This window comes from Citrobacter sp. CK206 (assembly GCF_030333125.1).
GTDB classification, from domain to species: domain Bacteria; phylum Pseudomonadota; class Gammaproteobacteria; order Enterobacterales; family Enterobacteriaceae; genus Citrobacter_B; species Citrobacter_B koseri.
In genome coordinates this window covers 14044-27894 of sequence record NZ_JAOWGM010000020.1, presented here as the reverse complement: position 1 = coordinate 27894, position 13851 = coordinate 14044, and the positions used below count along the sequence as shown (strand labels likewise).

At 53.3% G+C, this 13851-nt stretch carries 11 protein-coding genes; all 11 read left to right on the top strand.

The features are described from left to right. The first annotated feature begins 142 nt into the window (after positions 1–142). Positions 143–901, top strand: a complete 759-nt coding sequence (gene ispU, locus OGX81_RS00955; protein ID WP_049007937.1) for a (2E,6E)-farnesyl-diphosphate-specific ditrans,polycis-undecaprenyl-diphosphate synthase — start codon at positions 143–145, stop codon at positions 899–901. Positions 902–913: 12 nt separating this feature from the next. Then, positions 914–1771: a phosphatidate cytidylyltransferase gene (gene cdsA / locus OGX81_RS00950; RefSeq protein ID WP_012133982.1), complete on the top strand. Its 858-nt coding sequence runs from the start codon at positions 914–916 to the stop codon at positions 1769–1771. 11 nt (positions 1772–1782) lie between these two features. Then, positions 1783–3135 carry a sigma E protease regulator RseP gene (rseP, locus tag OGX81_RS00945; RefSeq protein WP_012133981.1) on the top strand — a complete coding sequence of 451 codons (1353 nt, stop codon included), beginning with the start codon at positions 1783–1785 and terminating at the stop codon, positions 3133–3135. A gap of 31 nt (positions 3136–3166) precedes the next feature. Then, positions 3167–5596, top strand: coding sequence for an outer membrane protein assembly factor BamA (bamA, locus tag OGX81_RS00940; protein ID WP_071257613.1), 2430 nt, complete (start codon positions 3167–3169; stop codon positions 5594–5596). A gap of 122 nt (positions 5597–5718) precedes the next feature. Continuing rightward, positions 5719–6204, top strand: coding sequence for a molecular chaperone Skp (gene skp, locus OGX81_RS00935; RefSeq protein ID WP_024130685.1), 486 nt, complete (start codon positions 5719–5721; stop codon positions 6202–6204). Between the two features lie 3 nt (positions 6205–6207). After that, positions 6208–7233 (top strand): UDP-3-O-(3-hydroxymyristoyl)glucosamine N-acyltransferase, encoded by a 1026-nt coding sequence (lpxD, locus tag OGX81_RS00930; RefSeq protein WP_012133978.1) that lies wholly within the window; start codon positions 6208–6210, stop codon positions 7231–7233. Positions 7234–7336: 103 nt separating this feature from the next. After that, positions 7337–7792: a 3-hydroxyacyl-ACP dehydratase FabZ gene (gene fabZ, locus OGX81_RS00925; RefSeq protein ID WP_003018528.1), complete on the top strand. Its 456-nt coding sequence runs from the start codon at positions 7337–7339 to the stop codon at positions 7790–7792. A gap of 3 nt (positions 7793–7795) precedes the next feature. After that, positions 7796–8584, top strand: a complete 789-nt coding sequence (gene lpxA, locus OGX81_RS00920; RefSeq protein WP_024130684.1) for an acyl-ACP--UDP-N-acetylglucosamine O-acyltransferase — start codon at positions 7796–7798, stop codon at positions 8582–8584. Further along, positions 8584–9732, top strand: a complete 1149-nt coding sequence (gene lpxB / locus OGX81_RS00915; RefSeq protein WP_012133975.1) for a lipid-A-disaccharide synthase — start codon at positions 8584–8586, stop codon at positions 9730–9732. Before lpxA ends, lpxB begins: the two co-directional genes overlap by 1 nt. Next, positions 9729–10325 (top strand): ribonuclease HII, encoded by a 597-nt coding sequence (rnhB, locus tag OGX81_RS00910; protein ID WP_104869061.1) that lies wholly within the window; start codon positions 9729–9731, stop codon positions 10323–10325. Before lpxB ends, rnhB begins: the two co-directional genes overlap by 4 nt. 36 nt (positions 10326–10361) lie before the next feature. Then, entirely contained in the window at positions 10362–13844 is a 3483-nt protein-coding gene (dnaE, locus tag OGX81_RS00905) for a DNA polymerase III subunit alpha (RefSeq protein ID WP_286487492.1), read from the top strand. The last annotated feature ends 7 nt before the right edge of the window (positions 13845–13851 follow it).

Here is a 13851-nt window from a genome sequence, read left to right as displayed (position 1 = left end):
TGACACGGCTTTTTTGTGGATGCACAAAATCATTCAGGTTGCATCATTCATAGCCAACGAAGAGGCAGCCTGAAGGATGAAGCGCAAAAGGCTTCAGTATTCCTGAGTACCGTTAAATCCTTTCAGGGACTAAAAACGCGTTATGTTGTCTGCAACTCAACCACTAAGCGAAAATTTGCCAGCACATGGCTGTCGCCATGTAGCAATCATTATGGATGGCAATGGCCGCTGGGCGAAAAAGCAAGGGAAGATTCGCGCCTTTGGGCATAAGGCCGGAGCAAAATCCGTCCGTCGGGCCGTATCTTTCGCTGCCAACAACGGTATTGATGCGTTAACGCTGTATGCCTTTAGCAGTGAGAACTGGAACCGACCAGCGCAGGAAGTGAGTGCGTTAATGGAGCTGTTCGTGTGGGCGCTGGATAGCGAAGTAAAAAGCCTGCATCGCCATAACGTTCGCCTGCGCATTATTGGCGACACCAGTCGATTTAACTCGCGTTTGCAAGAACGTATTCGCAAGTCTGAAGCGCTTACCGCCCAGAATACCGGGCTGACGCTGAATATCGCGGCGAATTATGGCGGACGTTGGGATATTGTCCAGGGAGTCAGGCAACTGGCAGAACAGGTGCAGGAAGGACTGCTGCGCCCTGATCAGATTGACGAAGAGATGCTAAACCAGAAAATCTGTATGCATGAACTGGCTCCTGTAGATTTAGTAATTAGGACTGGGGGAGAGCATCGCATTAGTAACTTTTTGCTTTGGCAAATTGCCTATGCCGAACTTTACTTTACTGATGTTCTTTGGCCCGATTTCGATGAACAAGACTTTGAAGGGGCGCTGCATGCCTTTGCCAATCGAGAGCGTCGTTTCGGCGGCACCGAGCCCGGTGATGAAAAAGCCTGATGGGGGTCGCTTTTGCTGAAGTATCGCCTGATTTCTGCTTTTGTTTTAATACCCGTTGTCATCGCGGCGCTTTTTTTACTCCCGCCGGTGGGGTTCGCCATTGTCACGCTGGTCGTTTGTATGCTGGCCGCCTGGGAATGGGGACAGTTAAGCGGTTTTACCACGCGTACTCAGCGGGTCTGGCTGGCGGTGCTGTGCGGGTTATTGCTGGCGCTGATGCTGTTTTTGCTGCCTGAATATCACCGCAACATTCATCAACCGCTTGTTGAGGTTTCGCTTTGGGCGTCGTTGGGCTGGTGGGTCGTTGCATTATTACTGGTGTTATTTTATCCCGGTTCGGCGGCGATCTGGCGTAATTCAAAGACATTACGCGTAATTTTCGGGGTGTTAACCATCATTCCTTTTTTTTGGGGAATGCTGGCGCTGCGCGCCTGGCACTATGATGAGAATCATTACAGTGGCGCCATATGGCTGCTCTATGTCATGATCCTCGTCTGGGGGGCAGACTCCGGGGCATATATGTTTGGCAAACTGTTCGGCAAACATAAACTTGCGCCAAAGGTTTCTCCTGGTAAAACCTGGCAGGGCTTTATTGGCGGACTCGCGACTGCCGCCGTGATTTCATGGGGTTACGGCATGTGGGCGAATCTGGATGTTGCGCCTTCAACCTTACTGATTTGCTCTGTCATCGCGGCCCTGGCGTCAGTGCTGGGCGATCTGACTGAGAGCATGTTTAAGCGTGAAGCAGGAATTAAGGACAGTGGTCACTTGATCCCAGGGCATGGTGGTATTCTGGATCGTATTGATAGCCTGACGGCGGCAGTACCGGTCTTTGCTTGCCTGTTGTTACTGGTATTCAGGACACTCTAACGGAAGGTTTTATGCTGAGTATTCTCTGGAATCTGGCTGCATTCATCGTCGCACTGGGTGTGCTTATCACCGTGCATGAATTTGGTCATTTCTGGGTTGCCCGGCGCTGCGGTGTTCGTGTCGAGCGCTTTTCTATCGGTTTTGGGAAAGCGCTTTGGCGGCGTACCGATCGATACGGTACGGAATATGTGATCGCCATGATTCCCCTCGGCGGTTACGTCAAAATGCTGGATGAGCGCGCTGAGCCGGTTGTGCCGGAACTGCGCCACCACGCTTTCAACAATAAAACCGTGGGACAGCGGGCGGCGATTATCGCCGCAGGTCCGATTGCAAATTTTCTTTTCGCTATTTTTGCCTACTGGCTGGTTTTTATCATCGGCGTCCCTGGCGTTCGTCCGGTGGTTGGTGAAATAACACCCAACTCGATTGCCGCCCAGGCGCAAATTCTTCCTGGTACGGAACTTAAAGCCATTGATGGCATCGAAACCCCTGATTGGGATGCGGTGCGCTTACAGCTGGTGTCCAAAATCGGCGATGAGCGTACGACAATCAGCGTGGCGCCGTTCGGCAGTAATCAGCGCCAGGATAAAACGTTAGATTTGCGCCACTGGGCATTTGAGCCAGATAAAGAAGATCCTGTATCTTCTTTAGGGATTCGGCCGCGTGGTCCACAGATCGAACCGGTGCTGTCAGAAGTGCAGGCGAACTCCGCTGCAAGTAAGGCGGGTTTGCAAGCAGGCGACAGGATCGTTAAAGTCGATGGTCAGTCGTTAACGCAATGGATGACGTTTGTGACGCTTGTGCGCAACAATCCAGATAAGCCGTTAGCGCTGGAAATTGAAAGGCAGGGGAGTTCCTTGTCTTTGACGTTAATCCCGGATACAAAGCCGGTTAACGGAAAGGCAGAAGGTTTTGCGGGTGTTGTGCCTAAAATTATTCCTCTGCCGGATGAGTACAAGACTGTACGCCAGTATGGGCCATTCAGCGCCATCCTCGAAGCCACGGACAAGACGTGGCAGTTGATGAAGCTGACGGTCAGTATGCTGGGAAAATTGATAACCGGTGATGTGAAACTGAACAACCTCAGTGGGCCGATTTCTATCGCTCAGGGGGCTGGGATGTCAGCGGAATTTGGGGGCATTTATTACCTGATGTTTCTTGCGCTTATCAGCGTGAACTTAGGGATAATCAACCTGTTTCCGCTGCCCGTTCTTGACGGGGGGCATCTGCTGTTCCTGGCGATTGAAAAGCTGAAGGGCGGGCCGGTATCCGAGCGGGTTCAAGACTTTAGTTACCGCATTGGCGCGATTTTGCTGGTGTTGTTAATGGGGCTTGCACTTTTCAATGATTTCTCTCGGTTGTAAGAGAGTTAGTTAGGAAGAACGCATAATAACGATGGCGATGAAAAAGTTGCTCATAGCGTCGCTGCTGTTTAGCAGCGCCACCGTATACGGTGCTGAAGGGTTCGTGGTGAAGGACATTCATTTCGAAGGCCTACAGCGAGTCGCCGTTGGTGCGGCCCTCCTCAGTATGCCGGTGCGCACAGGCGACACGGTTAATGATGAAGATATCAGTAATACCATTCGTGCTCTGTTCGCCACTGGCAACTTCGAGGATGTCCGCGTCCTGCGCGATGGTGATACGCTTCTGGTTCAGGTAAAAGAACGTCCGACGATTGCCAGCATCACTTTCTCCGGTAACAAATCGGTGAAAGATGACATGCTGAAGCAGAACCTTGAGGCGTCTGGCGTGCGTGTTGGCGAATCACTGGATCGCACCACGCTCTCTGATATCGAAAAAGGACTGGAAGACTTCTACTACAGCGTTGGTAAATACAGCGCCAGCGTAAAAGCGGTCGTCACGCCGCTGCCGCGTAACCGTGTGGACCTCAAACTGGTGTTCCAGGAAGGTGTATCGGCGAAGATCCAACAGATCAATATCGTCGGCAACCATGCCTTCAGCACTGACGAACTCATTTCTCACTTCCAGCTGCGCGACGAAGTGCCGTGGTGGAACGTCGTGGGCGATCGTAAATACCAGAAACAGAAACTGGCTGGCGACCTTGAAACGCTGCGCAGCTACTATCTGGATCGTGGTTATGCCCGTTTCAACATCGATTCGACGCAGGTCAGCCTGACGCCGGATAAGAAAGGCATCTACATCACCGTTAATATCACCGAAGGCGATCAGTACAAGCTTTCCGGTGTGCAGGTGAGCGGTAACCTGGCTGGACACTCCGCCGAGATTGAGAACCTGACGAAGATCGAACCAGGCGAACTCTATAACGGTACCAAAGTGACCAAAATGGAAGACGACATCAAGAAACTTCTTGGTCGTTATGGCTATGCCTACCCGCGCGTACAGTCGCAGCCTGAAATCAACGATGCCGACAAAACCGTTAAATTACGTGTGAACGTTGATGCGGGTAACCGTTTCTACGTGCGTAAGATCCGTTTTGAAGGCAACGACACCTCGAAAGATTCCGTCCTGCGCCGCGAAATGCGCCAGATGGAAGGGGCATGGTTAGGCAGCGATCTGGTCGATCAGGGTAAAGAGCGTCTGAACCGTCTGGGTTACTTTGAAACCGTCGATACCGACACGCAGCGCGTTCCGGGCAGCCCGGACCAGGTTGACGTCGTCTATAAAGTGAAAGAGCGTAACACCGGTAGCTTTAACTTCGGTATTGGTTACGGCACAGAAAGCGGCGTGAGCTTCCAGGCGGGCGTTCAGCAGGACAACTGGTTAGGTACGGGTTATTCCGTGGGTATTAACGGGACCAAAAACGACTACCAGACCTATACTGAACTGTCTGTCACTAACCCATACTTCACCGTTGATGGCGTCAGCCTCGGCGGCCGTATCTTCTATAATGACTTCCAGGCAGATGATGCGGATCTGTCCGACTATACCAACAAAAGTTATGGTACAGACGTTACGCTGGGCTTCCCGATTAACGAGTACAACACGCTGCGTGCAGGTTTAGGTTATGTACATAACTCCCTGTCCAACATGCAGCCGCAGGTTGCCATGTGGCGTTACCTGAACTCGATGGGGGAATATCCGTCCGATACGAATGACCGCAACTCATTCAGCGCTAACGACTTCACCTTCAACTACGGTTGGACTTATAACAAGCTGGACCGTGGCTTCTTCCCGACGGAAGGTACGCGTGTCAACCTGAATGGTAAAGTGACCATCCCGGGCTCTGATAACGAATACTACAAAGCGACGCTGGATACCGCGACCTATGTGCCGATCGATGACGATCACAAATGGGTGGTTCTGGGTCGTACTCGTTGGGGTTATGGTGATGGTATTGGCGGCAAAGAGATGCCGTTCTATGAGAACTTCTATGCCGGTGGCTCAAGCACCGTGCGTGGCTTCCAGTCCAATACTATCGGTCCAAAAGCGGTGTACTACCCGGCGAGCAGCCGTCATGACGGCGATGACGACTACGATAACGATTGTAAGAGCACTGAAACTGCGCCGTGTAAGTCTGATGACGCAGTAGGCGGTAACGCTATGGCTGTCGCCAGCCTCGAATTCATCACCCCGACGCCGTTTATTAGCGACAAGTACGCTAACTCGGTTCGTACCTCCTTCTTCTGGGACGTAGGTACTGTCTGGGATACGAACTGGGATTCGAACGCGTATGCCGGTTACCCGGACTACAGCGATCCGAGTAATATCCGTATGTCTGCTGGTATCGCATTACAATGGATGTCCCCATTGGGGCCGTTGGTCTTCTCCTACGCCCAGCCGTTCAAAAAGTACGATGGAGACAAATCGGAACAGTTCCAGTTTAACATTGGTAAGACCTGGTAATTGTTCTGTGCAAAGGAATGTAATGGTAGTGTAGCGATGACTTTTGGCGATCTCGTCTGAGATCGCCTGGCCACGCAAAGAACTGTGCCTGCGGGCACAAATGGGATGGTAAGGAGTTTATTGTGAAAAAGTGGTTATTAGCTGCAGGTCTCGGTTTAGCGATGGTAACGTCCGCACAGGCTGCTGACAAAATTGCGATCGTTAATATGGGTAGCCTGTTCCAACAGGTCGCACAGAAGACGGGTGTTTCTAACACGCTGGAAAACGAGTTCAAAGGCCGTGCCAGCGAATTGCAGCGTATGGAAACCGATCTGCAATCTAAAATGCAGCGTTTGCAGTCCATGAAAGCAGGTAGCGAACGTACTAAGCTGGAAAAAGACGTGATGGCTCAACGCCAGACTTTCTCTCAGAAAGCCCAGGCTTTTGAACAGGATCGCGCGCGTCGTTCCAACGAAGAACGTGGCAAACTGGTTACCCGTATCCAGACTGCTGTGAAATCCGTTGCTAACAGCCAGAGCATCGATCTGGTCGTTGATGCCAACACCGTTGCTTATAACAGCAGCGACGTGAAAGACATCACTGCTGACGTACTGAAACAGGTTAAATAAGTAATGCCTTCAATTCGACTGGCTGATTTAGCAGAGCAGTTGGATGCAGAATTACACGGTGATGGCGATATCGTCATCACCGGCGTTGCGTCCATGCAATCTGCGCAAACAGGCCACATCACGTTCATGGTGAATCCTAAATACCGTGAACACTTAGGCGTATGCCAGGCTTCTGCCGTTGTCATGACGCAGGACGATCTTCCTTTTGCTAAGAGTGCTGCGCTGGTAGTGAAGAACCCCTACCTGACGTATGCGCGAATGGCGCAAATTTTAGATACCACGCCGCAGCCTGCGCAGAATATTGCACCGAGTGCAGCGATCGATGCGACAGCGACGCTGGGTAACAATGTTTCAGTTGGCGCGAATGCGGTCATTGAGTCTGGCGTAGAACTGGGCGATAACGTGATTATCGGCGCAGGTTGCTTCGTCGGGAAAAACACAAAAATCGGTGCAGGTTCGCGTCTGTGGGCGAATGTAACGATTTACCACGACATTCAGATCGGTGAGAATTGCCTGATCCAGTCGAGCACTGTCGTCGGCGCAGACGGTTTTGGTTACGCTAACGATCGGGGTAACTGGGTGAAGATCCCGCAGCTTGGTCGCGTCATTATTGGCGATCGTGTTGAGATCGGCGCCTGTACGACGATTGACCGTGGCGCGCTGGATGACACAGTGATCGGCAACGGCGTTATCATTGATAACCAGTGCCAGATTGCACATAACGTTGTGATTGGCGACAATACGGCGGTTGCCGGTGGCGTCATTATGGCGGGCAGCCTGAAGATTGGCCGTTACTGCATGATTGGCGGGGCCAGCGTGATTAACGGGCATATGGAAATATGCGATAAAGTCACGGTGACGGGTATGGGGATGGTCATGCGTCCTATCACTGAGCCTGGCGTCTATTCTTCAGGCATTCCGTTGCAGCCTAACAAAGTATGGCGTAAAACCGCTGCACTGGTGATGAACATTGATGATATGAGCAAGCGTCTCAAAGCGATTGAGCGCAAGGTTAATCAACAAGACTAGCGTTCCACCTGTAGTGCCATCCTTTTACGGCCTGTCACATTCATATGATTGCGGCAGGCCGTGTTATTATTGCCTTTTAGTATATTTGGACAGGAAGAGTATTTTGACTACTAACACTCATACTCTGCATATTGAAGAGATTTTAGAACTTCTGCCGCACCGTTTTCCGTTTTTGCTGGTTGACCGTGTGCTGGACTTTGAAGAAGGTCGTTTTCTGCGCGCAGTGAAGAATGTCTCCGTAAATGAGCCTTTCTTCCAGGGCCATTTCCCGGGTAAACCGATTTTTCCGGGTGTGCTGATTCTGGAAGCGATGGCGCAGGCAACAGGGATTCTGGCGTTTAAAAGCGTTGGAAAACTGGAGCCGGGTGAACTGTATTACTTCGCGGGTATTGACGAAGCGCGCTTTAAGCGTCCTGTCGTGCCTGGCGATCAGATGATCATGGAAGTGACTTTCGAGAAAACGCGCCGTGGCCTGACCCGCTTTAAAGGGGTTGCTCTGGTCGATGGCAAAGTTGTGTGCGAAGCAACCATGATGTGTGCTCGTAGCCGGGAGGCCTGATACGTGATTGATAAATCCGCCTTTATTCATCCAACTGCCATTGTGGAAGATGGCGCCTGTATTGGCGCTAATGTTCATATTGGTCCTTTTTGTATTGTTGGACCCCATGTCGAAATTGGTGAGGGTACCGTACTGAAGTCTCACGTTGTCGTGAATGGCCATACAAAAATTGGTCGCGATAACGAGATTTATCAGTTCGCCTCCATCGGTGAAGTAAACCAGGATCTGAAATATGCTGGCGAACCGACCCGTGTGGAAATTGGCGATCGTAACCGCATTCGCGAAAGCGTCACCATTCATCGTGGCACAGTGCAGGGTGGTGGGTTGACGAAGGTGGGCAGCGATAACTTACTGATGATCAATGCCCATGTGGCGCACGATTGTACAGTAGGCAACCGCTGTATTCTGGCCAATAACGCTACGCTTGCGGGCCACGTTTCGCTGGATGATTTTGTCATCATCGGCGGCATGACCGCAGTGCACCAGTTCTGCACCATTGGCGCGCATGTGATGGTTGGCGGCTGTTCTGGCGTTGCTCAGGACGTTCCGCCGTACGTTATTGCTCAGGGCAATCATGCGACGCCGTTTGGCGTCAATATCGAAGGGCTGAAGCGTCGCGGTTTCACCCGCGAAGCGATCACCGCGATCCGCAACGCCTATAAAGCGTTGTACCGCAGCGGCAAAACGCTGGATGAAGCTAAACCGGAAATTGCCGAATTGGCGAAGCAGTACCCGGAAGTGCAACTCTTTAGCGATTTCTTTGCCCGCTCAACGCGCGGTCTGATTCGTTAATGGCGGAACAGCGTCCCTTAACGATAGCCCTGGTCGCCGGAGAAACCTCCGGCGATATTCTTGGTGCAGGCTTAATTCGCGCGCTGAAGGCGCGCGTGCCCAACGCGCGTTTCGTCGGCGTGGCGGGGCCGCGTATGCAGGCTGAGGGCTGCGAAGCCTGGTATGAGATGGAAGAGCTGGCGGTAATGGGCATTGTTGAAGTGCTTGGTCGCCTGCGTCGCTTATTGCATATTCGTGCCGATTTGACCCGCCGCTTTACCGAGCTTCAGCCGGATGTTTTTGTCGGCATTGATGCGCCGGACTTCAATATCACCCTTGAAGGCAACCTGAAAAAGCAGGGCATAAAAACCATCCATTATGTCAGTCCGTCCGTCTGGGCGTGGCGACAGAAACGCGTTTTCAAAATAGGCAGATCCACCAATATGGTGCTGGCTTTTCTGCCTTTCGAAAAAGCGTTTTACGACAAGTTTAACGTGCCATGCCGTTTTATCGGGCATACGATGGCGGATGCTATGCCGCTGGACCCGGATAAAAACGCCGCGCGTGATGTGCTGGGAATCTCGCATGATGCACACTGCCTGGCGCTACTGCCCGGTAGCCGTGGCGCGGAAGTGGAGATGCTCAGCGCGGACTTCCTGAAAACCGCGCAGCTGCTGCGTCAGACCTATCCTGACCTTGAAGTTGTCGTACCGCTGGTGAACGCCAAACGCCGCGAGCAGTTCGAGCGCATTAAAGCTGAGGTTGCGCCGGAGCTTTCCGTGCATCTGCTCGACGGAATGGGACGTGAAGCGATGGTGGCCAGCGACGCCGCATTGCTGGCGTCTGGTACGGCGGCGCTGGAGTGTATGCTGGCGAAATGCCCGATGGTGGTGGGGTATCGGATGAAACCCTTTACCTTCTGGCTGGCGAAGCGCCTGGTAAAGACCGATTATGTTTCGCTGCCTAATCTGCTGGCGGGAAGAGAATTAGTCAAAGAGCTGTTGCAGGAAGAGTGTGAGCCGCATGCGCTTGCAGAAGCCTTGCTGCCGCTGCTGGCGAATGGCAAAACCAGCCATGCGATGCATGACACCTTCCGCGAGTTGCACCAGCAAATCCGTTGCAATGCCGATGAGCAAGCGGCGGACGCTGTCCTGGAGTTAGCACAATGATCGAATTTGTTTATCCGCATACGCAGTTGGTCGCGGGTGTGGATGAAGTTGGACGCGGCCCGCTGGTCGGCGCGGTGGTGACGGCCGCTGTGATCCTCGATCCGGCTCGCCCAATCGTGGGTCTCAATGATTCCAAGAAGCTCTCAGAAAAGCGCCGTCTGGTGCTGTATGATGAAATCAAAGAAAAAGCGTTAAGCTGGAGTCTGGGACGCGCGGAACCTCATGAAATTGATGAACTAAATATTTTGCACGCCACGATGCTGGCGATGCAGCGCGCCGTTGCCGGTTTGCATATTGCGCCGGAATATGTGCTGATTGACGGCAACCGCTGTCCGGCACTGCCCGTGCCCTCTATGGCGGTGGTGAAAGGCGACAGCCGTGTGGCGGAGATCAGCGCGGCATCTATTATTGCGAAAGTGACGCGCGATGCCGAAATGGCGGCGCTGGACGGTATTTTCCCACAGTATGGTTTTGCCCAGCACAAAGGGTATCCGACCGCTTTTCATCTGGCGGCGCTTGCTGAACATGGTGCGACGGAGCATCATCGACGTAGTTTTGCTCCTGTCAAACGCGCCCTGGGACTTGCGTCCTGATTCTTGTGCCGAGATTAAGTAAACGGGAATCTGAAGATGTCTGAACCACGTTTCGTCCACCTGCGGGTGCACAGCGACTACTCCATGATCGATGGGCTGGCGAAAACCGGGCCGCTGGTAAAAAAGGCGGCCGCGTTAGGCATGCCTGCGCTGGCGATCACCGATTTTACCAACCTTTGCGGTCTGGTGAAGTTCTACGGAACGGGCCACGGCGCAGGGATTAAGCCTATTGTTGGCGCTGATTTCCATGTTCGCGGCACTCCGCTGGGAGATGAACTCTGCCAGTTGACCGTGCTGGCGGCAAATAATACGGGCTATCAGAATCTTACTCTGTTGATCTCAAAAGCCTATCAGCGTGGCTATGGCGCAGAAGGGCCGGTGATCGACAGGGAATGGCTGACTGAATTAAAAGACGGTCTGATTTTGCTTTCCGGTGGCCGGATGGGCGATGTGGGCCGCAGTTTGTTGCGTGGCAACAGTGCGCTGGTGGACGAATGCGTCGCCTTCTATGAAGAACATTTCTCCGACCGCTACTATCTGGAGCTGATCCGCACGGGTCGGCAGGATGAGGAAACGTATCTGCATGCGGCGGTTGAGCTGGCGGAAACGCGTGGCTTGCCGGTTGTCGCAACGAATGATGTCCGCTTTATTAACAGCGAGGACTTTGACGCGCACGAAATCCGCGTGGCTATTCACGATGGTTTTACGCTCGACGATCCTAAACGCCCGCGTAACTACTCGCCGCAGCAATATATGCGTAGCGAAGACGAGATGTGCGAGCTGTTCTCCGACATCCCGGAAGCGCTGGAAAACAGCGTTGAGATTGCCAAACGCTGTAACGTGACCGTCCGTCTGGGCGAATACTTCCTGCCGCAGTTTCCGACGGGGGACATGACCACCGAAGACTTCCTGGTCAAGAAATCGAAAGAGGGTCTGGAAGAACGTCTCGAATTCCTGTTCCCTGACGAAGCGGTGCGTAAAGAGAAGCGTCCCCCCTATGACGAACGTCTGGACATTGAACTTCAGGTTATTAACCAGATGGGGTTCCCTGGCTACTTCCTCATCGTGATGGAGTTTATCCAGTGGTCGAAAGATAACGGCGTACCGGTAGGGCCGGGGCGCGGTTCCGGTGCGGGGTCGCTGGTGGCCTATGCGCTGAAAATTACCGACCTTGATCCGCTGGAATTCGACCTGCTGTTCGAACGTTTCCTTAACCCGGAACGTGTCTCCATGCCTGACTTCGACGTTGACTTCTGTATGGAGAAACGCGACCAGGTTATCGAACACGTAGCGGACATGTACGGCCGCGATGCGGTATCTCAGATTATTACCTTCGGTACGATGGCGGCGAAAGCGGTTATCCGCGACGTGGGGCGCGTGCTGGGGCATCCGTACGGTTTCGTGGATCGTATCTCGAAGCTGGTGCCGCCTGACCCGGGCATGACGCTGGCGAAAGCGTTTGAGGCGGAACCGCAACTGCCGGAAATTTACGAGGCGGATGAGGAAGTTAAAGCGCTGATCGATATGGCGCGCAAGCTGGAAGGCGTCACGCGTAACGCCGGTAAGCACGCCGGTGGCGTGGTTATCGCGCCGACCAAAATCACCGATTTTGCGCCGCTGTACTGTGATGAGGCCGGTCAGCACCCGGTAACGCAGTTTGATAAAAACGACGTGGAATACGCCGGGCTGGTCAAATTCGACTTCCTGGGGCTGCGCACGCTCACCATCATTAACTGGGCGCTGGAGATGATCAACGCCCGCCGCGAGAAGAATGGCGAATCGCCGTTGGATATCGCGGCGATCCCGCTGGATGACAAGAAAAGTTTCGACATGCTGCAACGCTCGGAAACCACGGCGGTCTTCCAGCTTGAATCCCGCGGCATGAAAGATCTGATTAAGCGTCTGCAACCTGACTGCTTTGAAGATATGATCGCGCTGGTGGCGTTGTTCCGCCCCGGCCCGTTGCAGTCGGGCATGGTGGATAACTTCATCGACCGTAAGCATGGCCGTGAAGAGATTTCCTATCCAGACGTGCAATGGCAGCATGAAAGCCTGAAACCCGTACTGGAGCCGACCTACGGCATCATCCTGTACCAGGAACAGGTTATGCAGATTGCCCAGGTGCTTTCCGGTTACACCCTTGGCGGCGCGGATATGCTGCGTCGTGCGATGGGTAAGAAAAAGCCGGAAGAGATGGCGAAACAACGTTCCGTCTTTGAAGAGGGCGCCAGAAAGAACGGCATCGACGGCGAGCTGGCGATAAAAATCTTCGACCTGGTGGAAAAATTTGCCGGGTACGGGTTTAACAAATCGCACTCCGCCGCCTATGCGCTGGTGTCTTACCAGACGCTGTGGCTGAAAGCGCACTACCCGGCAGAGTTTATGGCGGCGGTAATGACCGCCGATATGGACAACACCGAAAAAGTGGTCGGTCTGGTGGATGAATGCTGGCGCATGGGGCTTAAAATCCTGCCGCCGGATATCAATTCAGGGCTGTATCACTTCCACGTTAACGACGACGGCGAAATTGTTTACGGCATCGGCGCGATCAAAGGCGTGGGTGAAGGCCCGATTGAAGCTATCATCGAGGCGCGCAATAAAGACGGTTACTTCCGCGAACTGTTTGATTTATGCGCCCGCACGGACACGAAAAAGCTCAACCGCCGGGTACTGGAAAAACTGATTATGTCCGGGGCGTTTGACCGCCTTGGGCCGCACCGCGCCGCGCTGATGAACTCGCTGGGCGACGCGCTGAAAGCCGCCGATCAGCATGCCAAAGCGGAAGCGATCGGGCAGACGGATATGTTTGGCGTACTGGCGGAAGAGCCGGAACAAATTGAACAATCCTATGCCAGCTGCCAGCCGTGGCCGGAACAGGTGGTGCTGGACGGGGAACGTGAAACGTTGGGGCTTTACCTGACGGGACACCCTATCAATCAGTATTTAAAAGAAATTGAGCGCTATGTCGGAGGCTACCGGCTGAAAGACATGCATCCGACAGAACGTGGTAAAGTCACCACGGCTGCGGGGCTCGTGATTGCTGCAAGGGTTATGGTCACCAAGCGCGGCAATCGTATCGGCATCTGTACGCTGGATGACCGCTCTGGACGTCTGGAAGTTATGCTGTTTACCGACGCTCTGGATAAATATCAGCAATTGCTGGAAAAAGACCGCATACTTATCGTCAGCGGACAGGTCAGCTTTGATGACTTCAGCGGCGGGCTTAAAATGATGGCCCGTGAAGTCATGGATATTGACGAAGCCCGGGAAAAATATGCTCGCGGGCTTGCTATCTCGCTGACGGACAGGCAAATTGATGACCAGCTTTTAAACCGACTCCGTCAGTCTCTGGAACCCCACCGCTCGGGGACAATTCCAGTACATCTCTACTATCAGAGGGCGGATGCACGCGCGCGGTTGCGTTTTGGCGCGACGTGGCGTGTCTCTCCGAGCGATCGTTTGCTAAACGATCTCCGTGGCCTCATTGGTTCGGAGCAGGTGGAACTGGAGTTTGACTAATACAGGA